The organism is Paenibacillus sp. FSL R7-277, from assembly GCF_000517965.1.
Taxonomy (GTDB): Bacteria; Bacillota; Bacilli; order Paenibacillales; family Paenibacillaceae; genus Paenibacillus_AQ; species Paenibacillus_AQ silagei.
The window spans coordinates 40,270-65,714 of the sequence record NZ_ASPX01000091.1 but is presented as its reverse complement, the minus strand read 5'-3'; the positions used below and the strand labels follow the sequence as shown (position 1 = coordinate 65,714).

Annotated in this window: 21 protein-coding genes; 14 read left to right on the top strand and 7 right to left on the bottom strand. The window is 44.9% G+C overall.

Translation table 11 applies throughout. From position 1 onward, the window contains the following. Positions 1-273: 273 nt before the first annotated feature. From C173_RS26640 to C173_RS26635, 3 genes are read left to right on the top strand one after another with little or no spacing between them, the layout of a single operon-like run. Positions 274-1,500 carry an RtcB family protein gene (locus C173_RS26640; protein WP_036730836.1) on the top strand — a complete coding sequence of 409 codons (1,227 nt, stop codon included), beginning with the start codon at positions 274-276 and terminating at the stop codon, positions 1,498-1,500. Further along, positions 1,475-1,654, top strand: coding sequence for an AbrB/MazE/SpoVT family DNA-binding domain-containing protein (locus C173_RS33895; RefSeq protein ID WP_081751355.1), 180 nt, complete (start codon positions 1,475-1,477; stop codon positions 1,652-1,654). The genes C173_RS26640 and C173_RS33895 overlap by 26 nt, the downstream gene beginning before the upstream one ends. A gap of 59 nt (positions 1,655-1,713) precedes the next feature. Continuing rightward, positions 1,714-2,283: an SF0329 family protein gene (locus tag C173_RS26635; RefSeq protein WP_036730834.1), complete on the top strand. Its 570-nt coding sequence runs from the start codon at positions 1,714-1,716 to the stop codon at positions 2,281-2,283. A gap of 136 nt (positions 2,284-2,419) precedes the next feature. On the opposite strand, the gene C173_RS26630 is transcribed toward C173_RS26635, so the two are convergent. From C173_RS26630 to C173_RS26620, 3 genes are all read right to left on the bottom strand, one after another. Then, entirely contained in the window at positions 2,420-3,109 is a 690-nt protein-coding gene (locus C173_RS26630) for a response regulator transcription factor (protein WP_036730832.1), read from the bottom strand. A 7-nt stretch (positions 3,110-3,116) separates the two neighbouring features. Further along, positions 3,117-5,276 (bottom strand): sensor histidine kinase, encoded by a 2,160-nt coding sequence (locus C173_RS26625; protein WP_036730830.1) that lies wholly within the window; start codon positions 5,274-5,276, stop codon positions 3,117-3,119. 284 nt (positions 5,277-5,560) lie between these two features. After that, positions 5,561-6,127 carry a hypothetical protein gene (locus C173_RS26620; RefSeq protein ID WP_036730828.1) on the bottom strand — a complete coding sequence of 189 codons (567 nt, stop codon included), beginning with the start codon at positions 6,125-6,127 and terminating at the stop codon, positions 5,561-5,563. Positions 6,128-6,360: 233 nt separating this feature from the next. Here C173_RS26620 and C173_RS26615 point away from each other — a divergent pair, with 233 nt between their 5' ends. Continuing rightward, positions 6,361-7,386 carry a carbohydrate-binding protein gene (locus C173_RS26615; RefSeq protein ID WP_036730826.1) on the top strand — a complete coding sequence of 342 codons (1,026 nt, stop codon included), beginning with the start codon at positions 6,361-6,363 and terminating at the stop codon, positions 7,384-7,386. A 97-nt stretch (positions 7,387-7,483) separates the two neighbouring features. On the opposite strand, the gene C173_RS26610 is transcribed toward C173_RS26615, so the two are convergent. The 3 genes from C173_RS26610 to C173_RS26600 all read right to left on the bottom strand — a co-directional run bounded on the left by C173_RS26610 (position 7,484) and on the right by C173_RS26600 (position 10,981). Next, on the bottom strand, positions 7,484-8,449 hold the full coding sequence (locus C173_RS26610; protein ID WP_235192034.1) for a phosphotransferase enzyme family protein: 966 nt from the start codon (positions 8,447-8,449) through the stop codon (positions 7,484-7,486). 127 nt (positions 8,450-8,576) lie between these two features. Continuing rightward, positions 8,577-9,782: an MFS transporter gene (locus tag C173_RS26605; protein ID WP_036730986.1), complete on the bottom strand. Its 1,206-nt coding sequence runs from the start codon at positions 9,780-9,782 to the stop codon at positions 8,577-8,579. 458 nt (positions 9,783-10,240) lie between these two features. After that, on the bottom strand, positions 10,241-10,981 hold the full coding sequence (locus tag C173_RS26600; RefSeq protein WP_235192033.1) for a class I SAM-dependent methyltransferase: 741 nt from the start codon (positions 10,979-10,981) through the stop codon (positions 10,241-10,243). Positions 10,982-11,186: 205 nt separating this feature from the next. Here C173_RS26600 and C173_RS26595 point away from each other — a divergent pair, with 205 nt between their 5' ends. From C173_RS26595 to C173_RS26565, 7 genes are all read left to right on the top strand, one after another. Further along, positions 11,187-11,804 (top strand): type 1 glutamine amidotransferase family protein, encoded by a 618-nt coding sequence (locus C173_RS26595; RefSeq protein WP_036730822.1) that lies wholly within the window; start codon positions 11,187-11,189, stop codon positions 11,802-11,804. Positions 11,805-11,945: 141 nt separating this feature from the next. Beyond that, on the top strand, positions 11,946-12,254 hold the full coding sequence (locus C173_RS26590; RefSeq protein ID WP_036730820.1) for a hypothetical protein: 309 nt from the start codon (positions 11,946-11,948) through the stop codon (positions 12,252-12,254). A 95-nt stretch (positions 12,255-12,349) separates the two neighbouring features. After that, entirely contained in the window at positions 12,350-13,120 is a 771-nt protein-coding gene (locus tag C173_RS26585) for a hypothetical protein (RefSeq protein WP_036730818.1), read from the top strand. A 431-nt stretch (positions 13,121-13,551) separates the two neighbouring features. Then, positions 13,552-15,588 carry a DUF4145 domain-containing protein gene (locus C173_RS33090; protein ID WP_051478457.1) on the top strand — a complete coding sequence of 679 codons (2,037 nt, stop codon included), beginning with the start codon at positions 13,552-13,554 and terminating at the stop codon, positions 15,586-15,588. A gap of 89 nt (positions 15,589-15,677) precedes the next feature. Continuing rightward, positions 15,678-17,765, top strand: a complete 2,088-nt coding sequence (locus C173_RS26575; RefSeq protein WP_036730816.1) for a type I restriction-modification system subunit M — start codon at positions 15,678-15,680, stop codon at positions 17,763-17,765. Next, a complete protein-coding gene (locus C173_RS26570; RefSeq protein WP_036730814.1) occupies positions 17,765-19,177 on the top strand; it encodes a restriction endonuclease subunit S in 1,413 nt (470 codons plus the stop codon). The genes C173_RS26575 and C173_RS26570 overlap by 1 nt, the downstream gene beginning before the upstream one ends. A 2-nt stretch (positions 19,178-19,179) precedes the next feature. Beyond that, on the top strand, positions 19,180-22,164 hold the full coding sequence (locus C173_RS26565; protein ID WP_036730812.1) for a type I restriction endonuclease subunit R: 2,985 nt from the start codon (positions 19,180-19,182) through the stop codon (positions 22,162-22,164). Between the two features lie 459 nt (positions 22,165-22,623). On the opposite strand, the gene C173_RS26560 is transcribed toward C173_RS26565, so the two are convergent. After that, positions 22,624-22,875, bottom strand: coding sequence for a helix-turn-helix domain-containing protein (locus C173_RS26560; RefSeq protein ID WP_036730810.1), 252 nt, complete (start codon positions 22,873-22,875; stop codon positions 22,624-22,626). Between the two features lie 194 nt (positions 22,876-23,069). Between C173_RS26560 and C173_RS26555 the strand changes: the two genes are divergently transcribed. The 3 genes from C173_RS26555 to C173_RS26545 all read left to right on the top strand — a co-directional run bounded on the left by C173_RS26555 (position 23,070) and on the right by C173_RS26545 (position 25,411). Beyond that, positions 23,070-23,525: a hypothetical protein gene (locus C173_RS26555; protein ID WP_235192032.1), complete on the top strand. Its 456-nt coding sequence runs from the start codon at positions 23,070-23,072 to the stop codon at positions 23,523-23,525. 140 nt (positions 23,526-23,665) lie between these two features. Continuing rightward, positions 23,666-24,358 carry a nuclease-related domain-containing protein gene (locus C173_RS26550; RefSeq protein ID WP_036730806.1) on the top strand — a complete coding sequence of 231 codons (693 nt, stop codon included), beginning with the start codon at positions 23,666-23,668 and terminating at the stop codon, positions 24,356-24,358. 30 nt (positions 24,359-24,388) lie between these two features. Beyond that, positions 24,389-25,411, top strand: a complete 1,023-nt coding sequence (locus C173_RS26545) for a restriction endonuclease (RefSeq protein ID WP_051478455.1) — start codon at positions 24,389-24,391, stop codon at positions 25,409-25,411. Positions 25,412-25,445 lie beyond the last annotated feature (34 nt).

Below are 25,445 nucleotides of genomic sequence, written 5' to 3'. Positions count from 1 at the left end.
CGCTGCCGGACGGATTCCAGAATCATTGAACAGCGTTACCCTGGACGTATTCATCTATAATGTTGGCGTATGGGAGAGCAAGGGTGATACGAATGCGTAAATGAACTGAGGACCGGATGAATGGCAGGGGATAATCCTGGAGCCAACAAGCCTGTCCTCTATTTTGTTATATCTACCCAATCGTAATACTTCCGCCATGTACCTGGGACCCGATATAAGCGAATATAGACACAGAAGCGTCGGGTGATCCCGAACATAGGAGGTTGAAAAGATATGGCTTATCAGAATATTGACGGTGTGCGCGTGTGGGGGAAGCCGGATGAAGGAGCACTGGTGCAGGCACGGGTGTGTGCGGAGAATGGAAATGTGGTGCAGACCCTGCTGATGGCGGATCATCATAAAGGCTACAGCCAGCCAATCGGCGGCGTGGTCGTATACGATAGACAGATTTCCCCGTCTGGCGTAGGCTACGATATCGGATGCGGGAATAAGGCGGTGCGGACCGGCTTGAAGATAGAGGAGCTGCGGCCGCGGCTCTCAGGGATTATGGATGAGATTGCCCGCAGAATCTCCTTCGGTGTAGGACGGGTTAATAACGAGCGTGTGGAACACGAGCTGTTCGACGACCCGGATTGGGCGGTGTTCAAGGCGGTGGGCAGCGGAGTACATGATAAGCTGAAGGCCCTGGCGCAGAATCAGCTCGGTACGGTCGGCAGCGGCAACCACTTCGTAGATATACTTGAAGAAGACGCAACGGGCCGGGTATGGATTGCCAATCATTTCGGCAGCAGAGGCTTCGGGCATAAGACAGCGAGCGGGTTCCTTAACCTGGCAGCAGGCAGAGACTTTCTGGCGAATGCCCCCGGGGAAAAGATGGATCAGCCGCCCGTTCTGCTCGACCTGAACAGTGAGCTGGGCGATATGTATTACAGAGCGATGAAGCTGGCCGGGCGCTATGCTTATGCGGGAAGAGACTATGTCATCCAGCAGGTCTTGGCGATTCTGGGAACGGAAGCGGATCTCGCGGTGCACAACCATCATAACTATGCCTGGAAAGAGACGCATGACGGCAAGGAAGTCATCGTCGTCCGCAAAGGGGCAACCCCGTCGGCTCCCGGCCAGGCTGGTTTTATGGGGGGCAGCATGGGAGACATCTCCGTAATCGTCCGGGGTAAGGACAGCGAGGAGAACCGGGATGCTTATTACAGCACCGTTCATGGAGCGGGCCGAATCATGAGCCGGACCCAGGCTGCGGGCCGTATGAACTATAAAACCCGTACCCGCAGCGGCGGTCAAATTACGACAGCGCAAATGCTGGAGGCGGTCCGGCAGTTCGGCGTAGTGCTACGCGGCGCGGGGACGGACGAGAGTCCTTTTGTATACCGCAAGCTGCAAGAAGTACTGGACGCGCACGCCGGGACCATTGAGGTTATGCATGTGCTAAAGCCAGTGGGCGTATGTATGGCGGGCGCGGATGAGTTCGATCCGTATAAGGATTGAGGGGGTGATTCATGTGCGTCATGATAAGGAAGATGGACAGCTTAACATCAACCCTAAGTCGGTTACACTGGATGAAATCCTATCTTGGATCACCCCAGATAATATCCATCACGAAGTCTCCACAGGCGGGCAACAAGGACGGGAAGTATGGTAACATAGAACTTCAAGAAGAGGCCGACAGGCCTTTTCCCATTTTCAATAGGGAGGGATTACATGTCCTGGAGCAAACTGAAGCAACAACTGGAGGGCTTCCTAAGTCCATCCTTAGAAGGACGGGTAGAGTACCGGGCGCCCGCTTACCGCTATTCGCCGGATAAATCAGGCACCTGTTATATTACGGTGGACAAGAAGAACATTCTCAGCATGACCGACAAGTCCTGCCCCATCCGCTGGTATTCGTCTGAGCTGGAGGTCAAGAATGACCCGGAGCTCCATATCTCCGTCACCCATGAAGACATTGAAGCAGTCAGACTGACAGCCAAGGGGCCCATCCCTGAGGACCGCCTAGTCATCATGGCCCGAAGCCGCTTAACCACCGAACACGCCAAGGCATTGATGTTGGCCCAGGCCGCCCTGACGAAATCGAATTTCATTGTAATAGCGAATAAGTTCCTGGTTACTCCTATCGAGGAGAGCCTGGAGAGCAGTGATATAGTACTGAATATTCTGGCTTTGATGGACCGGAGAGTCGGGCGGAAGCGGATCGAGGGGATGTCCGTGAAGATGCAGCGGAAGCATCCGGCGGTGGAGTATTTCTATGATCTGCGGCGCGGGGCATTATGACTGTTATAGCCGCCGCGGTTAGAGCGATTTGTTAAAATATAAGAATTTATATGTTGTACGTTATGAATTAGCCTTCTATTTCTCGCTGAAACAGTACCGTCCTTTAAAAGGACGGCAAATCCGTTTTCGCTTGTACTCAGCGTTTCCCGGCAACCAGCATATATCCGGCCCCCCGGACTGTAATAATCCGCTCGGGATGGATAGGGTCTTGCTCGATTTTTTTGCGCAGATTACTGATGTGGACCGCCACCGTTCGCGTATCCTCCAGACTCTTCATCCCCCAGATGAGGTGAAACAGCGTATCGACAGTGACTACTTGATTCACGTTCTGTGCCATGTAGGAGAGCAGGCTGAATTCTTTTTTCGACAGAAAAATCGTTCTGCTGCCCATATGGACCGACTGTGCATAGAAATCCAGCGTCAGTCCCGGCAGCTCCAGCAGCTGTTCCCTTCTGCCCGCGGATACCCTGCGGAGATGAGCCTTGATCTTGGCCATGAGTACGCCCGGACTGAACGGCTTGGTCACATAATCATCCCCGCCATACGATAAGGCGCTGATCTTCACCTCATCCTCCTCCTGGCTGCTTAGGAACACAATCGGGGCATTCGTGTAATTGCGTGCGTTCTTGCACCAGTCAATGCCGTTCTCATTCGCCAGCAGCACATCCAGCACAATCAGGTCCGGGTTAAATGACCCAAGCTGCACCATAGCATCGGCCCCGCTGTGGCAATACGAGGACTCGAAGCCTTCCCGCTGGCAGTATAGCTGAACAATCTCACAGATATGGGGATCGTCGTCGACGATCATAATTCGGTATGTGTCCATTCTATTGTCACTCTCCTGCTTCCTGAATCAATGGCAATATGACCTGGAAAATCGACCCCGTCTTCCCGTCGCTCTCCGCCCGGACACTCCCGCCATGCGCTTGTACAATTTCCCTGCATATCGCCAGCCCCAGCCCGCTACCTTCTACGCCCATGTCCAGCCCCGGCCGGTCCACCCGGTAATTGCGGTCGAAGATCTGCTCCAGCTGCTCTGGAGGAATACCCATGCCGGAGTCTTGCACGCTGATGACCGCACACCGGGTAGCATTCACCTCGTCCACGGCTAAGGCAAGACGCACTAACCCGCCGCCAGGAGTGAACTTCATTGCATTTGACACCAGATTGAATAGTGCCTGCTCTAATCGTTGCGAATCAATCCGGGCAACAGGCAGGCCAGCGCCCAGGTCTGCTGTATCCCCGATGTCCAGATCGAAATCCAGTCCCGCATCCCGCACCACCAGCTCATATTGTTCATAGAAGCCGCGCAGGAACGGAGTCACCTGAACAGGCACCATCCGGTACTCCACTTGCCCTGTCTCCAGATGGGACAAGAAGCTCAGCTCCCCGATCATACGGTTGATCCTTATCGTGTTATCGCGGATATACTGCAGATACTGTTCATTGCTCTCCGGCTTGACCCTGTCCATCACCGCCTCGACATAACCCAGCATACTGGACAGCGGCATGCGCAGATCATGCGTAATGTAGGCCAGCAGCTTTTTTCGGCCTTCCTCGGAGTGCAGTAACCGTTCATACGACAGGCGGAGATCCTCGTGAGCTGCGGATAAGGCATGGGTGCGTTCCAGTACGATCTGCTCCAGATTGGCATTCATCCCGGTGAGCTTGAGATTGGCTTCCTGCAGCTCCCGCGCAATCCGTTCTTCATTCGTTGCCGCCTGCGTGAATCTTGAAGAGAGCAGCAGCATCTGGGCGACCGTGAAGATAAGCAGCCCGAACGGCGAGCTGTTCCCGATGGGGGACCATTCGTTGTAATACAGGAAATCGTTGATCACCGTAGCCAGAGCCACCACCGACACCAGCAGGAAGATCAGCGCTCCCTCCATCCGCCGCACCGCCGCATGAGCAAGCCCCACCATCAGATACACCATATGGAGAACCACGACCACACCTATCAGCACTAGTATCTTTGAATAGATCACGGCAGGAGTCACTACAACCACCAGACAGAGTGCACCGGTGACGATCCGGCTGCCATAGCGGAACCACCGTGACACGTAATCCGGGAAAATGCACTCAAAATACATCGTGATCATCCACCCGCCAAGGCATAGAATCAGATACTCAAGCTTGAACTGCAACTCCCACGGAAAATGCGGCAGCCATTGGGTAAGCATAAGCTCGCCGTTCAGCAGGGAGCGGATACCGAACATCACAGTGAACAGACCGAAGTATAGCGGTGCCCGGTCTTTACGCCGCAGCATGAACAGCAGCAGATGATACACGCCGATCACCAGCAGACTGGCGGTGATGAACATATCCGCAGCAATCCTCAGATGGGTCCGGACCGTTAACACATTACTGCCGCCCAGCTCGATATTCTTGGTGATGCCGCCCCGCTTATGATGGAAGTTCGCTACTTGCATAACCAACTCGACCGTGTCACCCTCAGGCTGGAAGAACACCAGTCTCGTAGCCAAGCTCGGCGTCATGCCCTCCTTGTCCTGATCCACCACACCGACCTCTGTCAGCAGCTCTCCATTCACCCACAACTTATACGCATGAAAAATAGTAGGCAGCCGCAGAGCCAGCCGCTCCTGACTATCCTGCTCACTAAGCCGGATCACCAGCTGGAAGGTGGCATAGCCTTCGCCCTTCAGCACTTGACCGTCCAGCGGGTAGCCGAGCCAGGAGCCCGGGATGTTGATATATCGTTCCCGGCCAGCCGGTTCCCCGCCTGCCATCCGGCTTCGTATGTCTCCGGGTGAGAGCAGCTCGTGCCAATAGAAGGCCCATTCTCCCTGTAACTTCAGCGGATTCATACGGATAGAAGTATGTGTTAGATCCAGAAGGCCTTCCTTGCTTCGAGGCTTGGGGGCGCCCGGCGTTGCAGACAGGATGGCATAGCTTGCGATCAGCCCGATAACTACGACCACAGCGATATGTAACCAGATATTACGAGAACCGGACCTTAGTATACCCCTCATCATGAAGCCGACCCCAATCTACAAGATTCGTCATTCTTAAGCTCATTGCCTTAATGATAGCATCATTGCCGAAAATTGTGTGAAATTGCACTATTTAAGTTTTCTTTTCTTACATTAAGAGGCTAAATTCCTGTGTAGAATGCTAGATAAGGAAAAGGATATGTCGAAAATTGTAAGTTTCTCGAGGTGATTAAGTGAGGAGTTATCCATCGTGCAGGGGTGCAAGGGGAGCTTTTCCGTGATGCCATTCTGATGAATAATTAAAAGGAACAAGGGCTTCTCAGTGATCAATCACTGTGAAGCCCCTTGTTCCATTTGCGCTTGAAATCTTCTAATATATTGGAGATTCTTAGAACCATGTTGATATCTTTATCTGCTTCTGTAGGGTTGTCTGGTAGATACAAGCCCCACTCCAAATGCTTACCCTCCGACAGAACAAATCCGGATACGTTAGCGCCGAAGCCGTCTATTCTTGCTGCATCAAGGGTTAAACGGTCATCCAGAAATACCTTCGCTAGCAAATTCTCCGTCCCCATGAAAAATACCGGATACGTTAGGTTGCTAAAGAAATCTCTATATTCTTGCTTGGCTGCTTCAGCCAGATAATCCTTAGTAATAATTAATCCGTCATAATGAATAGTAGGGTCTTCGACAATATCCTTGAGGTTCTTAGAGATGTAGTTAACATTTCTGACGGAATCAAAAGGGACTTTACCCACAATTGCAATCTCTAAGAGGGAAGAAGGCGGGTGATAAATTTCTGCTTGAGGGAGAGGATCATTTACAACATTAATGTCACAGCCCACAAACAAGAAAGCAAATATTGAGATAAGTAACATTATTTTGAATTTCATAAAAGAGCATCCTCGTTTCTTTTGGATAAGGAATATCTAACTTTTAATATATGGTAATAAAATCCTTTCGACAAGCTATATAAAAACTACATGATTTATGGAATGAATTAGAAAATCGGTAATAAAATATAGTACCCTGATGAATAGCCCCCTGGAGGGCTCTTTTTAATGTTATGTTTTGGGGCTTTATGGGGTGATTTTATGAGGGGAAACGATCTAAGGAGGCTTGGCTATTGTATACCAAAGTGTCAGCTAGAGCTGTATCCCTGTTGGCCGCGTTCGTATTACTGCTCTCCGTGTTCTTCACCGCCTTACCGAATGCAGATGCAGCCGCGAGAGGAGCGTGGTCACCGAACACGGCCTATGCGGTGAATGACACCGTAACGTATGGAGGAGGTACATATACCTGTCTGCAGGCGCATACGTCCCTGACCGGCTGGGAGCCGCCGAATGTTCCTGCACTGTGGAAGAGCGGGAACAGCACAACACCTACACCGACACCCACGCCCAGCACCCCCCCGGCCACGAACGGAGCCATCTTCTATGCAGACAGGGACTATGGCGGCAAGGCCGTCACTCTGGGAACAGGCAATTATGTGCTGTCCCAGTTGAACAATGCGGGCATTCCGAATGACTGGATGTCCTCGCTCAAGGTACCGAATGGCTGGACGGTTGAAGTGTATGCGGACGATAATTTCGGCGGCACGAAGTGGACCTATACATCAAGCTCCTCCTGGGTCGGCGAGAGTGTGAATGACAAGATGTCTTCGGTCAAAATCTACACCGGTTCACCGCCAGCGTCCGGCGTCACCCGCCCCTCCGAGGTGCCCAGCCAGATCTGGACCTATGCCATGAATGTGGACAATAAATTCGGAAAAGGCGGAGATTTCGCACTACTGCTGAGCGCGGTGATCAAGAAGGAGAGCAGCTTCGGAGCAGGCCTGCCGGGCAGCCCGTCCGCCGGTGACGGCTTGATGCAGGTCGAGCCGAATACACGCGCCGCGTATGCCTCCCAATTCAGCGCCAAATTCGGCCGTACCTATAATCACAGCAGCGAACAGGATCAGGTAGCCTTAGGCGGACTGATTCTTGATGAGAAGATCGCAAGATTCGGCAACATCTACAACGGACTCTTACATTACAACGGGGGCGACAACTGGTATCCAGGAGCCACCGATTCCTACGGCCGCCCGATCCTGGCGGATCAGTATGCGAATGCCGTCTATGGTACGTATAAGGGGTATGGGGGGCAGAATTAAGGGAGTCCCTTCCTTCTATAAAAAAAGAACAAAGACGCTCGGGGAGTTACCCCGCAGCGTCTTTATTTTTACGTTTGTGCCAAGCCCAGGTGAAGGTTCATTCCCAATACGGCACGCCGCTGAAGAGAAACGATTCATTGTTTAAGTAGGCCGTAATCTCTCTACTGGCTAATTTACCGATATGCCCGGGCAGCCATTCCTGCCAGTCCGGCAGGCCCAGCCAGAAATTCATCGTCTCCAGCTGTGCTGCAATGAAGAAGCCCTCTAACCTTTTAATATAGTTATCCGGCAACGGATGGTGCTTGGAATAAGACTGAAGCAACTGTTCTCTGAATGAAGGATGGATGTAGGAGAACGTCCAGCCCAAATCCACTAAGTAATAACCGAACCCGCAAGCACCAAAATCAATGGGCCGTACTTCTTCTCCATCAAACACCAAATTACTTGGAATCAGATCGGCATGAATCATGCCCCAATTGCTGGCTGTCCGCTCCATAGAGTCCATCATGTGAATGACCCGCTCGCCTGCATGCAGCAGAAGCTCCGTATCTCCTGCATCAAGCAGTCCGGCATTAGCACGTTCCTTAATCATATTAAGGGCCTGCTTGATCCGGGAGCCATCAAAGGCCGGGCGTTCAAAGGCAGCGGGCATGCTCCAGTTCGAGGCTTGCTTATGTAACTTGCCGATCAATTCACCTATGGCCCTGGCATCTTCTATAGAAGGAATGAAAGGCTTCTGTTCACCCTCCACCCATCGTAATAAAGTGCAGTGGGTATGGTTCACGTCCGTAATGAATTCTCCGCGAATATTCTTACAAGGTGAAGGCAGGGTCACATCGGTATCCAAGGTTAACGCTTCCAGCCAGACCATCTCGGATTGAAGGACCTCCCGCTTACTCCAGATTTGCTCAAGGGCATCACCTTTGGAGATATGCAGCCGGAGGCTGTAACTATTGTTGTCCAGATCAGTGACTTTGTAGATCGTATTGCCGCTCTGTGCAATGAAATCAACCGATTTGCAGCCTATAGAGTACTGCTCCAGTGCTTCCATTGCGGTATTCAAGTGTGCATCCAATCGCAGCTCGCTCCCTTATTTATCAAAGTATAATAGGTACGATAGCATAGCTGTTCATAGACGGGAATGGAACCGTTGATTATATTCGTTTTTTATTGATAAGGGGAGCCGGAGCTTATTCCGGAGCTGTAGATGTTAGTATTTCTGCACTTTGACTCTCTTGGCGCGACCGATAGCTTATCCTGCCGAACAACGCAGCAGAAATCATAGCCGCTACAGCAACGGAGGCAGCAGCGACCCACGTAATGGCTTGCAGCGATAAAAAGTTAATGACAATGCCTCCAAGTCCAGCCCCCGCCGCTATCGCCAACTGCAGCACAGATGTGTTGAGGGCAAGCATGACACCAGATGTCTTGGGAGACAAGGTAAGAAGATCATATTGCTGGCTTGGAGAAGCTGCCCAGGAGAAGAGCGACCAAAGCACCAGCACCGAGAAAACAAGGAATATGGAAGTGCCAGAGACTACCGATAACAATATCAGCATCACCATATTTAACAACGTTGCTCCAGTTAAAGTTCTGGCTACTCCCCATCGATCGGTGCCGCTTCCCCCTGCCTTTGACCCGATCAGACTGGCGATGCCGTATGCGAACAGGGCTCCGCTTACCCATCGATCGCTCATTCCGGCAACTTCCAGCAGATAAGGCGACAAATACGTGAAGGCAATGCCATAACCCATCGTCATAAAAAAGTTAATAGCGAGAGAGAGTGCGATTCGCGGTCTCTTCACCATAGTCAGTTGTTTGGCAAAGGAGATCGGCTCATCACCTTCCATCCGTGGTATTGAGCTTGCCAGGACGGGTAGACTGACCATAGCAAGAAGGCTAATACCGCCGAAAATCAGCCTCCAATCGTACGCGGCGGCAATCACCCGGCCAATGGGCACGCCCAAAATAAGTGAAGCGGTGACACCCATTAGCACCGTTGCAATCGCACTCCCCTTCTTGTTCGAAGGCGCTAACTTAGCGGCTAAGGCAAGCGATGTCACGACAAATACGCCAGTTCCGAGCGCCATGATGATCCGTGCAAGCAGCATAAATCCATAACCCGGAAAAATCATGATTAGCGCATTACTCACGATAATTAAGCCAAGCGAGTACAACAACAACTTTCGACGGTCAAACCGGGCCGTGACCCCCATTAGGACCGGGGTACCTATGGCGTAGGCTAGTGCGTAGACCGTCATTAACTGTCCAGCCTGAGATAATGTCACTCCGGTATCTGCGGCGACTTTATCTAAAATGCCTGTGATCATGTATTCGGATGTCCCGACAATAAAGCAGACCACAGCAAGTATGAAGATTTTCCAGTTTTGTCCCAAATTAATCATTCCCCCTCGTTAATCAATGGCTGATGTTAGTGTAAACAGTAAATAAGAAATGTAGAAGTACGCACTTTTAAGTCCTATAGGATGATGCTGGTGCTATAGGAACATGGAAGTTCCCTAGAAAAGAGGACAGAACTAAATAGAGGGAACACGAGATGCCCAGGTTCGCCTGAGGAGTCTTTGGTGTGCGAAGGGGAGGGGATAACCAGCATATGATATACTTGGGGATGAATGTTAGGATGATATCAAGAGGAATGAGGAACAATCACTACATTGAACTTCATTCCTGGAAATGACGCAGAGTGATTCTGAATGTCTCCGAAGATAGGACGGAACTGCTTCTGGCGAAGATTAGCAAGGATAACACAACCACCCGCTGGTATTCCGTCCTGAACCAAGAGGAGATGAAGCAGATCGTCAGCTTAATTATGGCAAAAAGAACAGATTGAAGCTTACGATTTCTTACATACGCTGATAAGGAGAGGGGAGGAGGGGGTGAACGGTGTACGATCCCAGTCCGCATACTGATGCTCGATACGAAATCCGTAACGGGTCAATAACTCCGTCAGCGCAGCGTATGCTGTAAAACGGCAGTCGATTCGGGACTCTGTCCGCTTATAGCCCCAATCGCGATAGGTTACCCAGTGCATGATGGAACGTTCCGCATCGTAGGTCTGTGTGCCCGATACCTTGACTACGTTGCCGTCTGAATCGATGAATTGCCCCCAACCCGTCTCCCCTTCATCGGACAGGTCAGTTCCTGCGGGATTACGCGTCTCGAAGATCAGACGTCCTCCGGGCTCCAGATGATGGTAAACTGTACTGAGTAAGGCGGCCTGATCCTCATCGCTCAAAAAAGCCTGAAACGCATTCCCCGTTAAATAGATCATGGCAAACTTCTTATCGGAGCGGAAGGTTCGCGCATCGGCTTCGATAAACTCTACAGGCAAGTTCCCGGCCTTCACCCGCGCATAAGCCAGCATAGAGGAAGCAATATCAACGCCAGTCATTGCGATTCCCGCCTGAGCCAGCGGCAGAGTCGTCAATCCGGTTCCGCAAGCCAGCTCCAAGACCTCGCCGGCAGCCGCTTGAGCCCATTCCAAATAGAACTGATATTTTCGTGTCTCCCCTCCGAACTCCAGATCATAGTTAATCGGGTCACGGTACTCTTCCAGATTGTTATGCGCAGTCAATGCTAACTCCTCCTTGGCAATACAATATAAATACATAAAGGTAAGATAGCATAGCTGTTCATAGGGGGGAATGGAACTGTTGATTATATCCGTTTTTTATTGATAGGAGGGAGAGGAAATATGTTCAGCTTACATAGCTTCACTGACAGCAGTTGTCAGTGAAGCTGTTTTATTATAGAGATAGTCATAGAGAGAGGAGCTACACATGAAGCATACAGTATATCTATATGTGTTAGACACCATGGCAGACTGGGAGATAGGGTATCTAACGGCTGAACTGAACTCGGGAAGGTGTTACAAGGAGGGACAAGCTCCATCTACAATAGTTACCGTAGCCAATGAGAAGACACTGATCACTACCATGGGCGGACTGAAAATCATGCCTGACATCACGGTAGATGAGTGCAGCTTGGTAAGCGGAGATGCCTTGATCCTACCCGGCGGTGAGACATGGACCGAAGCCATCCACAAGCCGATCCTTGGGCTCGCTGAGAGATGTATACAGGAGGATATATTAGTGGCAGCCATCTGCGGAGCCACCATGGGACTGGCCCAGGCCGGGCTGCTGAATGCACGCCCGCATACAAGCAATGACCTGGAGTACCTCAAAATGATCTGTCCCACGTACAGCGGCGAAGAGTTCTACCAGAACCAGCCTGCTGTAACGGACAGCAAGCTGATCACAGCAACCGGCATCGCCCCGCTGGAATTCACCATGCATGTATTGAAAGCCCTGGATGTAATGACTCCACAAAAATTAGAGGCTTGGTATGGTCTGTATAAGACACAGGAAGCGAAGTATTTCTATGCGTTGATGGGATAAGAGCAGTTAAGAAAGACCGCCCTCTCTATACGGAGAGGGTATTTGTGTTGGTATGGCTAGGCGTGGTAGTATACGAATTCCAAGATATGGTACGATGTGAGGGAAGCTTAATTGAAGGTTAGAGGCTAGGGGGGAAGGCAAATGGAGGCAATACACTCTCATAATTGCAATCTGAACATAGGGTATTATCTACCCGATGAAGTATGGAATAGAGTTGCTAAGTTATATGAGCGTATGCCTGGTTGGATCGGGTACATCGAAGGTATTCCACACTGGCATGGGCAGGAAGAGGATGATGTATACATTCAGGCATCCGTTGAGCCAAGCGGATTATCATTTTTTGCGCGAATGAATCAGAGTGATTGGGATTCTTGGATCGAGAGGTTTAAATCAGAAGCGACAAAGGGATTAGGGTTCGAGGTGGGGGAGCCTGAGGATGGGTTTGAGTGAAGGATATGTATTCGACACCTAATTACTACGCAGAGCATGCCGGCTTCACCGTCAAGGTGAATTAGTTAAACTGTACCCATAAGGAGGATAATGACATGTCTGTTCCCTCAGTCTCTAGACCATTCCTGTGGTGGTGCGCCGTGTTGACGGTCATTATCCTCATTTGCGTTGTTGTCTACCGGACAGGGTCTGCGTGGGTTCACAATCACCAGTTACGCAAAGACTTCTCAGCTGCGGCAACGGACAGCCCCTATGTACAAGGCATTCCGCTGGAGCAAATGGATCTGAGTGCGTATAGCTCCTATTTTCCCGGCATATCTGGAGAGCCTGAATATTCATTAACACATCGCATAGAAGCGCCTGTAACCTTGCAGTATTATACTGAGATTCCAGGCGGCGCAACGGCGGTTGCCTTAGAAATTCCCAAGGGAACGATGATTGAGGCCATTCCGCCAAAATCCCAGGGATCTTCATTCTATGAGTTAGGGTATGGGTATACCAGCTATCCTACCTATGAGAAGGGGTGGCGGTATGTCCGGCCGTTCAAGACGGCAGAGGATGCAAATCCTGCATTGAGCGAGAAGTATTACTATGTGCAAATGGACAGCTTAGAGGCTGTATTGGATTCAGCGATTAGAGCAAACAAGCCATTTCGTGCTGCTGTACGTCAGCAACATTGGACCCTGGAACGGGGGACGCATATATTTGCACGATATATTGATGACGTACTGAATAAGAATGGAGCGTACCTCTCGCCGGATTTGTTTTATCGGGTTGTTGATCGTTGGAGTTTCATGTTGCTAGGGGGATTGGGGGTTATCGTTGTTGTTCTGTTAAGGCCGAGTTTAGGGTTTTCTCGGATTTGAAGATAAGAAGAATTTGGGGCTACATGATATTCATTAACTGGAAGGCCTTCAATGTTACAGTCTAAGGACAGCGCAATCGAATTAAATCATATTAACACTGACACTATTTCAAACTTAACCTTCAGAAGGTTGTTGTTTTAATCCAGATTAATCGTTACGGCTTACTGGTAAAAATATCAACCGCTAGTTTTTAGGTTGAACTGGAATGAGTGGATAATATAACAAGCCAACGATTCGATATAATTCGAATAAATGGATATAAATATCTTCCGTATAATAGTACTATAGAAGTATAGAAAATGACTAATTCCGCAGAAGAAGAGTAATGCTTAGTGTGCGCTGATTATATTGCGTGTATCTTTGGAGCTGCGTGAGATGGTGACCACTGTTACACGTTTTTCTATTTTGTACAGGAGGCGATCAACCAAGTTATGGTGTCATTATTTTCTTTTTTGGAAGAGGCCCATAGTGGGCTCTCTGTCTTAGCTGTTGATGCGGAAGAAGCGGTTTGGAGTAATCCACGTGCTACGCTAACGCAAGGCAGGCTATTCAGTGAAGAACTGGCCTCTATCGTATCCAAGCAAGAGAATCTGGAAAATGTGTTCGCCTTAAAATATCATGAACGAATACACAAATTGTCTCGGGAAGGGATTTTGCCTGAAGAGATCAAAACCAGTTTTGAATGGCTACGATTGAGTGGAAATCAGGCCTCCCACGATGTCAAATTAATTCCCATTGAGCTCGCAATTACAGCTCACAGACATATCTTCGCGTTGGCTTCGTGGTATGTAGAGTCCTATGGATCCTTGGAGATTGAGACGCCAGCCTATCAGATGCCCTTTCAGCCTTCAAAAAGTAGTCCCGATCTTGTTACAAATGAACTTGTAAGTGAACATTTGGGGCAGCTATTGAATGAGCAGATTGAGACGAAGCTACTGCCCACATTGACGGAGCAGTTCAAGTTTCTGCATGAAAGTATCTCCAAGGTGGCAGGCAGTTTGGATGAGTGGACGCGGCAGCAGCCGGTGTCATTGGAGGAGGGGAATTTAGGTGCCAGCACGACAGGTATAGCCACATCAAAGAATGCAATAGAGTTAATTGAATCTTCCCATTCAAGCAAGAAGTTGGAAATCGGCAACTATCTGGTTGGTCGTGGGCTTTTAACTATTGACAAACGACCAAACAATGGAGCTTTGTGGGTAATCGGCGGATGGGAACTCAAAGATGAACTTTTTTCGTTGAAAGATCAGGGTCTTTATTTCAAATTCGCCAGAAAAGGAAGCCAATCAACCAAACGCCAACCAGCTTGGTTCTTGACCGGGAAAGATCCCTCCGCTGAGCGCTATTTAAACGTACAGGAAAATCAGGAGCAAGATAAGGTACGAATTCTCGATGATCTTGAAATAGTGCTTGAATCGGTTATCGGTGATCTATCGATAAATGATCTAACGGAGGGAATTCCCGATTCGTCTGCCCAAGTAATAATTGAGTTGGATCAGCCAAGGAATGAGGCTAATCCTAACGTACAGGAAACAACAGAAGCAGTTTTAGGGGAACGGCTAGATGTAGCGTCTGTGGACCTTGAAGATATCGTTCTGACATTTCAACAACGGGAAATTTGCTTTCCAGCATCTATGTCCGATTTTTCGCTGGATGGACTACAAATTATCGGTTGTGACGCACTGCTTCGAAGTATGCGCGATGAACAAGGCTGGACATCAATTTCTAATCTACCGCATGATCTTTTTGAGATTACAGAGAACGTTAGCGGTGCTGGTGCAAAGACAGTTGCCAAGTTCATTAAACAGTTGGAACAATCCATTCAAGATGAGAAGAAACTGATCGGTTCCGGTAATCGCAAAGTCAATTTAGTTATTGCTTATAGGGCTCTAAAAAAGAAACTAGGTAGACGTCCAACATACCTGGAGGTGCATCAGCAGGGTACTTGTGATAGTAAGGAGTTTCGTCTTCTATTTGGCTCCTATTACTTGTTTCTGTTGAAATCTAAAGAATTGGACAAGCAGGAAACCGCAGTGGCTCAACGCTATGAGCAGTGGCTGCTGGAAGCAGAATCGACTATCATGCGAAAAAGCTATAAAATGGTTGTTCTGCTTAGTATGCTAGAGCGGGGTATGGATGATTGGTTACAACCGATCACGGCCGACGAATCCGCACCCTTTTTCTATGCTTACTATATGGATGACCAGAATAGGAAAAGTATTGACTTCTCAGATGATGAGACTCGTAAACTGTGGGACGAGCCTCTAGAAAAAACTGCCCGGCTAATTACAAGGATGCCTATGAGTACCTGGGGCAGTAGCTCTAACAGGGTTGTCTCCTATAATAAGGGGCAGTTTAAACTGTTGCTCAACGTGCGGGAGAATGATCGAGAAATTCTGTATGAGTGGACGCGGGAGATTTGTGAGTATCGGCTGACTAGTTATTTTGAGAGGAAGTCCGAGAGTTAAAAATGCGAAAAATACTGAAAATAATTTTTATTGGTGATACAGGTAAATCCAAGACGGTGAGCTAAATGACAGAGGAGACAAAAATATACATGAATAATTTTAATGATAAAGTAAGTTTTATATGGAAAATAGCTGAGCTTCTAAGGGGGCCGTATAAACCTGAGAAGTACGGGGATGTAATCTTGCCTTTAGCAGTACTCAGAAGGTTTGATAGCTTGCTTGAAGATACCAAATCTGAAGTGATTGAGAAGGCGAAAACTACAGATATTGAAATGATACTTAATAGAATGACAGGTCATGGTTTCTCTAATAGATCTAAATTCGACTTTAATAATCTATTGAATGATCCAGACAATATTAGAGCAAATTTCGAGAGCTACATTCGGGACTTCTCAATGAATATTAGAGAGATCATGGAGAACTTCGATTTCGATAAGGAAATCAAGAAATTAGATGATAACAACATGCTGTTCTTGGTAATCAAAGAATTTGCTCAAATTGATCTTCATCCTAATTCAGTAACGAATCAAGAGATGGGCTACATCTTTGAAGAATTGATTAGACGATTCTCAGAAAATGCAGAAGCAGGGGATCACTATACACCGCGAGAGGTTATCGTATTGATGACCAATATACTCTTTAATGGACTTGAGCAGGAGTTAACTCAAGAAGGAGCCATTTTCACGGTAGGAGATTTCGCATGCGGAACAGGAGGAATGTTGTCGGTAGCAACCGATTATATTCATGAAATGAATCCGAATGCTCAAATCGAAGTTTTCGGTCAAGAAATTAATCCGCAATCTTATGCTATTTGCAAGTCGGATATTCTTATAAAAGGGCAAAAGGAAAAAAACATTGTTCTTGGCAATTCATTCACAGCAGATGGACACCGTAGTGAAAAGGTTAGATTTGCTCTAATGAATCCTCCCTTTGGTGTGGATTGGAAGAAGGATAAAGACATAATTGATAAAGAAGTTAAGGAACAAAGCTTTAAGGGACGATTCGGTGCTGGAACCCCTAGAACGTCAGATGGATCATTATTATTTCTTCAGCATATGGTTTCAAAAATGCAAGAGGACCAAAAAGGATCGCGTATGGCAATTATCTTCAACGGATCTCCTCTATTCACAGGTGATGCAGGATCAGGTGAATCCGAAATCAGAAGGTGGTTAATTGAGAATGATCTATTGGAGGGAATTATCGCCCTGCCTAATGATTTATTCTATAACACAGGGATCGCCACATATATTTGGGTCGTAACGAATCGAAAGAATGACAACATCTTAAACGGTCCGATCAGAACTGGGAAAATACAACTAGTGGATGCAAGCAGCTTTTCACACAAGATGAGAAAATCGTTAGGTTCCAAAAGGAATGAAATCAGTAAATCTGATATTGCAGAGATCGTTAGGATTTATGGTGACTTTAAGGAAAATGAATATTGTAAAATCTTCGATAATAAAGAATTTGGATATTTAAAAGTAACTATTGACAGACCGCTTCAACTTAACTTTCAGATATCAGAAGAGAGAATTGACAACCTCTATTCAGAATCAGCCTTCGCTAACTTATATGATGAGGACAAGGTAGATGATTTAGAGTTGAAACGGGCAACTCATAAGATCAAGAAAACAGAACTGATTGAGCTTGAGAAGCAATATAAGGGCAAAGAGCTACAAGATAGTATTTTGAATACATTGAAATCACATTTCAGTAATCAAATCTATAAAAACAGGGATGAGTTTATAAAAGTTCTCCAAAGTATTCTGAACGACTTAAAGCTAAACAACACGTTATTTAAAGCAGTATTGATGGGGTTATCGGAACGAGATGAAACGGCTGATTATTGTTATATTGGCAAGAAGAAAGAAGCAGATCCCAGCCTACGAGACACAGAAAGCATTCCGCTCTCTATTGATGTTGATGATTACGAATTCGATAATGAGAAGCATATCAAGAAGGAAAATCAAAACATACTTGATTATGTAGAAAAAGAAGTGAAACCTCATGTGAAGGAGTTTTGGATTGACCATACTAAGACGAAGATCGGATATGAGATCCCCTTTACAAGATACTTCTATAAATATGAAGAATTAAGGCCCTTTGTTGATATTATGGCTGAGATTGAAGAGCTTGAGAAAGAGATTCAAGTGGAGATCAAGAAGGTGATTGGGTAATGGGGAAAATTAAATATAGAGCAACGGATGAGTTGAAGTATAGTGGGGTTGAATGGCTGGGAGAAATACCTAAGAAATGGGGTATTCCGAAAATAAAATACAATTCGATTAAGATAACTCAAGGACCTAATCCGAATTATGATCTTGGGATATCTGATGAAAATTCAAAATATAAAGTCTTAAAAACAAAGGACGTATATGATGATGTTATCTATTATAATAGTGCTGATTCAATAACCTTCTACACTTATAAGGGATGTATAAAAGCGAAACTGAAAAATGATGACATATTAATAGGGATCGTTGGAAAGGGTTCGATTGGTAAGGTTAATGTCTTCAAATATAAAGGTGGATTACAGTTTATATTTACTAGAGCATTAGGTTTAATAAGGGTTAATAGAAATTCAATTAATCCATATTTTCTGAATTATGTATTTAGGAGTAATTATGGAAAGGAAATTATTAATTTTGGGATTATAGGTTCTACTGGTCAAGAAGTACTCCAAACTGCATTTATTTCGGATATAAAGTTTCCAATGCCGAAAATTTCAGAACAAAATATTTTGTGCAATTTTCTCGACATTAAAATAGCACAATTCGACTTTATTATCTCAAAAAAAGAGCAACTCATTCAGAAATTAGAAGAAGCAAAAAAAAGCCTGATTTCTGAAGTGGTTACTGGTAAATTGAAAATAGTTGATGGTGATACAGTAAAAAGACAGCCAGGGGAGATGAAGGAAAGTGGTATTGAGTGGATAGGGTTAATTCCAAGGGGGTGGGCAGTAAAGAAATTAGGGTATCTGTTGAATTTTAAAAATGGAGTAAATGCTGATGCAGGTCAATATGGAAACGGAATAAAATTTATTAATGTTAAGGAAGTAATAGATAATGATATTTTAACGTATCAACAGATACCTAATAAGGTTAAAATATCAAAGCAGAAAATAGCGGAGAATATCGTTGTTAACGGAGATGTGCTATTCAATAGAACTTCGGAAACAGCTGAAGAAATCGGAATGACAACAGTTTATAAAGATTGTGAAAGGGTTGTTTTTGGAGGTTTCGTTATTAGAGGAAGAGAGATCAAAAATGATTTAATATTAAACTTTAAGAGATATTGTTTTAACTCGATAGAGGTTAGGAAACAATTAATTTCTTATGCTAGCGGTAGTATTAGAAAGAATATTGGTCAAGGCAATTTAAAGAATGTTTATTTAACTTTTCCGGAAAAAAGTGAACAAGAACTGATAACGAATTATTTGATTGATAAAGAAAGAGAGCTAATAAATATTATTAAAAAATCTCAATTACAGATTCAAAGACTAAGACAAGCCAAACAATCCCTGATTTCTGAAGCGGTAACTGGAAAAATCGACTTGAAGGATTGGGGAATCATCGAGGAAGGAGAATAGTCATGATTACATCCATCACGCCAGATTCATTGAAAGAGCGTTCTTTTCAAAGTGTAATCAAAGATTATCTCATTCATGATAATAATTACACTGAGTCCTTCAATAGTGGCTATGATCAGAACTTAGCTATTGATGTAGAATGCCTATTCTCCTTCTTAGAGACCACACAAGAAAAACAGACAACTAAGTTGAAAGATATCTATAAATTGAATTACAGGAATAAAGTTTTGGACAACCTTGATAAAGAACTAAGAGCAAGAGGTTCTATTGATGTTTTGAAACATGGTATTAAGGACTATGGAGTCAAGCTCGATCTTGCTTATTTCAAACCACCTACTGACCTGAATCCTGATCAGGTTATTTTATATCAACAGAACATTCTATCCGTTACCGAAGAGTTGAACTATACAGGAAATAAAAGGATTGATCTAGTGATCTTTCTGAATGGTATTCCCGTCATAACGATGGAATTGAAGAATGCATTTACAGGTCAGACCTATAAGAATGCTATTAAGCAGTATAAAGAAGATCGTAGTCATTTGGAGCCATTGTTTCGATTTAAGGAAAGAAGTATTGTCAATTTCGCTATGGATACGGATGTTACTTATATGACCACTCGAATAAATGGAGATAGTACCTACTTTCTTCCATTTAATAAGGGTGTTGGGGATAGTGGCGGAAATCCAATCATTGAAGGGAAGCTCAGTACCTATTATATTTGGGAAGAAATCCTTGAGAAGGATTCCATACTGGAGATCATTCATAAATTCACCTTTATAGATAGACAAGAGGTCACGCTTGATAGGGGATATACGAGTATTAAGGAAACAGTGATCTTCCCCAGGTATCATCAACTGGATGTTGTACGGAAGGTTTTGAATCATGCCAAATACAAGGGCTCAGGTGAGAAATATTTGATCCAGCATTCGGCCGGATCGGGGAAAACCAACTCCATTACCTGGATCACTCACAGATTAGCTTCGCTGCATGATGCAGACAATCATATTATTTTCAATGGAGTTATCGTAGTAACGGATAGGGTTATTCTAAATCAGCAGTTACAGGATTCCATCTATCAATTGGAGCATAAGGTAGGCCTTGTCGCTAAAATAAAGGATGGCTCCAATCAACTTGCAGATGAACTCGAAAAAGGTACAAAGATCATTATTACCACTATTCAGACCTTCCCATATGTTCTAAAGAAGCTAGAAGGTACTAAAGGTAAGAAATACGCTATCCTCATAGATGAGGCTCATTCATCGACTTCCGGTAAGAGCATTATGGCTTTGCAAGAGTCGTTGTCATTAGAAGAAGCTGCAGCCCTAGCGGGTAAGGATGAAGCAGAGGAATTGGATGTAGAAGACAAGATCAATCGAGAATTGGAGAAGTTTGCAGATCGGGATCATATTAGTTTCTTTGCTTTCACAGCCACTCCGAAGCCGACCACTTTGAAATTGTTTGGAAGTGAAGGTGAAGAGGGCAAGTATTATCCGTTCCATGTGTATAGTATGCGGCAAGCGATTGAAGAGAAGTTCATATTTGATGTATTACAGAACTATATGACCTATAAGATGTTCTACAATGTTAATAAGAAGATAGAGGATGATCCATCCTTCAGTAAAAGTAAGGCAACTAAATCAATAGCCAGGTATGTTAGCTTACATCCACACAATATTTCGCAGAAGACAGAAATCATTATTGAACATTTCCGAAGCTCGACTATGAAAAAAATTGGTGGGCAAGCTAAAGCCATGCTGGTAACCTCTTCAAGATTACATGCGGTTAGATATAAGCTTGCTTTTGATGAGTACATCAGAATTCATGGATATAGTGATTTGAAAACACTGGTTGCTTTCTCAGGATCTGTGAAAGAGGACGGGGACGAATACAGAGAAACTAAGATGAATGGCGGCGTTAGTGAAGCCGGACTGCCAAAGGAATTTGATAAAGAGGAATCAAGGATTCTAATCGTAGCGAATAAGTATCAGACGGGCTTCGATCAACCCAAGCTTCATACGATGTATGTAGATAAAAAACTCTCAGGGGTGAAGGCGGTTCAAACGCTATCTAGATTAAACAGATATTGTGCTGGTAAAGAGAGTACCTTCGTCTTGGATTTTGTCAATGAACCAGAAGATATAAGGGAGGCATTCGTACCTTTCTATAAGGTAACCGTCCTTAATAATGACATTGAGCCCAATGAAATCTACAGGGTAGAAAGATCGATCTATGATAAACAAGTCATTAACAGAGAAGATGTAATTGTGTTTACGGATCTATTTTATAAAGAACAGCAATCCAAAGTGGACATAAGCGTGATGAACAATAGTATTAATCAGTCCGTTAATCGAATGGTTGGGTTTACAAAGGAAGAGACAATCGAATTTAAGAGTCTTGTTGGTAAATTCATTAATCTCTATATGCTAATCATCCAAGTGGCACCTATTGTAGATTCGGATCTTCATAGATTAAGTATTTACCTACGTTACCTCATTAAGAAAATTGAAGTTGAGGATACAGGGGGGGTGGATCTTACGGATAAAGTGCTGCTCCAATATTATAAGTTGGAGAAGAAAACAGAAGGTGCCATTCAACTTGATGGAGACAATGAAGGTGTAGATATTAGATTTGGCGGTAACAGTCAAATTGCTGAAGAAGCTACGGACTACTTAAGCGTCATTATTGACAATCTGAATAAAAAATATGGAACAGACTTTTCTGAATCTGAAAAACTGGCTGTTGCACAGATTAGATCCAATCTGCGTGAGGATAAGGATTTGGAATTAAAAGCCCAAGTCAACTCTTATGATGTCTTCAAGCATGCGTTCGAGCCCAGATTCCTAGATGGTGTGATTCAAGAATATGACAAAAATCAGGAATTCTACGGCAGGATTCTAAAAGATGATAAGTTCAGACACAACTTTATGGAATTACTTATGTTGGACGTATATTCTTCGTTTAAAGATGAAAAAAATCATAGTGCATAAGCAATATTAGAGAAGTTTTATGCAATAAGGAGTGGCTGGATCAAATTAGGTATATTGGTACAGTAAACACATTATAAATGATGAAGAGGCTTTTGAAGGTCAATTACCCTGGATAAAAAAATAGGAAGTTTAATTGGCAAGGGGGCAGATTATTTGAATTAGAAAATTAAATAATCACATATGACCCCGAAGAATTGACCCTAAGATTGGATACATAAATAAAACTTTAAAAGAAAAGACGCTAAGTACATACAATCATAGCGTCTTTATTTTTGCCTGAAAAGCTAAATCAATTCCCAAGAATGACATGTAGGGTTTATTTTACTCCATTAATTAAGAAGTATAATCTTTGTATTATATAAGTACTTGTCGTTAAGAGAGGATTTCAGAAGTATTTTGCCTTTTCTCCTCAATAAAACCCTGTGTTTGTTAAATTAGCATAGGCTTATTAATAGGGCTTTATTCTTTACCCTCCCCCAACACTTCCCCAACCGAAACCTCCAGCGCTTTCGCAATGGCGACCACCTCATAATCCTGCACAAGTCTATATTGACCTTCCAATCGCGATAAACTGGTCGGGCTAATGTCCAATCCAAAGGTCTGTAACCGGGCAAGAAAATCCTTCTGCTTCATTTTCTTAGCTTTGCGAATAGCTACGACTCGGGTCCCGATGATGTTTTTGTCACCTGGGGGCTCTTTGCGATGTCTCATTTCCGTGTCACCTCACAATATTAACCAAATTGTATGCGAGGTAGTAGTTGTTTTAATGCGGATATCGAATTAAAATAAAATAAACCGATAAACGCATTAAAATCTCCATATATCGTCTACAACCATAGCTTTGCCAGAAAGGTGAGGGTGCAATGCAGAATCTAATTCACAAGTATGAGGAGGAGAAGCGCAGGATGAATGAACTCGGGCAGAGGTTACTGGAAGAAGGGGTTCCGTTAAGCACTAATGAGGCGCTTCAGGCTCAGAGTCGCAGGGTGGATGAACTTATTAATCAGATGTATCAAGAAAGGAACGGATGTTCAGAGGCTTTGCGTTTAAACTTCTGTCCAGGGGGAGATATGGTGAATTTTCCGGCGTGGTTTATACAAACAATTCAGGGGCGATTAAATGAGGTGACTGCACAAATAGAATATGAGTCGGAGCCCAGAAAAGCTTTTGAAGAAGAGAGTGAGGCGTTTCAGGCGTTGTTCGACTCCTTAGATATCGCACGTATGCCGAAATTTGAGGATTGGGAGAATAAACTCCAGGTAAAGCAATCCGTTATTTATGAACGCTTATATCTACAAGGACTCAAGGATGGAATGCAGCTTGCACATGCCTTTACTGATCCATCTGCTCTTTCAGAGTAAGTGGAATAAACAATATAAGCATATTCACGTTTGGGCTGTCCATGCGACAGTCCTTTTCTTATGCTTTTTTGGGAGGGAATCCTTCCCATATTGTCGAATTACCATACATATTGTAAATCTAGAGGATACGAGGTTTTGCTATGTTTAAAGCACTGTTGTCGCTCTTCAAAAAATCAGACCCTAAGCCGCCACAAGGTGTGACTAAGGCACAAACTCCAAAGCCAAAGCCAAAAGTGGCCTCCGCACGAATTGGAGAGTTAGGTGAGCATAAAATCAACATCCAGCTTGATCAACTACCTAAAGAGTGTAGAACATTAAGCGATCTGATGTTCCCTAATCCCAAGTCTCGAACAGGCTACGCTCAGATTGATCATGTTGTTATTTCTCCGTATTGTTTATTTGTGATCGAGACGAAAAACTACAATGGGGAAATTAAGGGTAGGCGGACGGATCAGCAATGGTCAGTGAGCAATCGTTATAAGATGTATAATCCGCTGAAGCAAAACTACGGACATATCAAGGCCATCGAGAGTCTGATAAAAGGTGTAGCTACAGTGAAATTCATCTCTATGGTCTCATTCACAATGAGATGTAGGTTCAGTATTGACCCGGAGTTGCGGAAGATCCACTCTGACGAACTGATTGTCTATGATGTGGAATTAAGTGAGTTTATCTCTAGGAAGCTGATCAGCTTGAAGACGGGAATCTTTGAGCCTCCTATTTCTGCGGCACAAGGCCAAACCATATACGATCATCTTGTTCAGGCTAATATAACCGATGCCGAGATTCATAAGCTGCATGTACAGAGAATAAAAGGGAGTAAGAACTATTAAAATCATTGCTTTTATAGAGGGGTGTTAACTATGGGGAATATGTGGCTTGTACGAGCAGGAGAAAGGGCATATCTTATTAATGAATTTAAAGAAAAGCAAGCTGTGGCGATTGGCTGGGACCAATTGGGAGATATTGGTGCAGTAAATTCACTGCAAGAGATGAAGAAGCTTTTGAAGATGAAGTATCCTGAATATAAGGATGGTAAGATCAATATTACGGCTGGCCAGATTTTTCGTTTTGTAAGTGAATTTAAATTAGATGACCAAGTACTCACATATAATCCTGAAGAGCGCCTCTACTACATAGGAAGAATCAAGTCTAATTATGAGTTTAAGCCAAATCATATTACTGATATGCCCCATATTCGCAGAATCGATTGGGAGGGAACTGTATCTCGAGATGTTTTGTCAGCGAGTGCCCGAAATACACTTGGTTCTATTATGACTATAATATCTATTCCCAATGATGTTCAGAAGGAATTGCTCAAGCAAATGGCAACTGGACAGGCAGGAAGTAATCCGCCGAATCAACCTTTAGAGTCTGTAAAAGCTGAGACGGAGGAAGAGGCTGAGGAATTAGAAATCATCAAAGATGACGTCATTGAGAAGTCTAATGAATTTATAAAGGACAAGATTGCTAAGTTAGACTGGGAGCAGATGCAGGAGCTTGTAGCTGGCATCCTAAGGGGAATGGGCTACAAGACGCGAATCTCACCTAAAGGGCCGGATCGAGGAAGAGATATTTTTGCATCTCCAGATGGTCTAGGGCTTGAAGAACCCAGAATTATAGTGGAAGTAAAGCACCGTTCAGGCAGTATGGGATCTAGTCACATACGTAGTTTTACCGGAGGATTAAGAGTAGGGGATCGGGGTATTTATGTATCTACTGGTGGATTTACCAAAGATGCCAAATATGAAGCGGAACGATCTAATATCCCTTTATCTTTAATAGACTTGGATCTGCTAGCGGAGTTAGTAACGCAATACTATGATCAATTTGATTCAGAGACACGGACGTTAATACCATTAAGGAAGATATATTGGCCGTTATAAGTTTGGGGTTTTTAGATAACTAAGGATGTGGTGT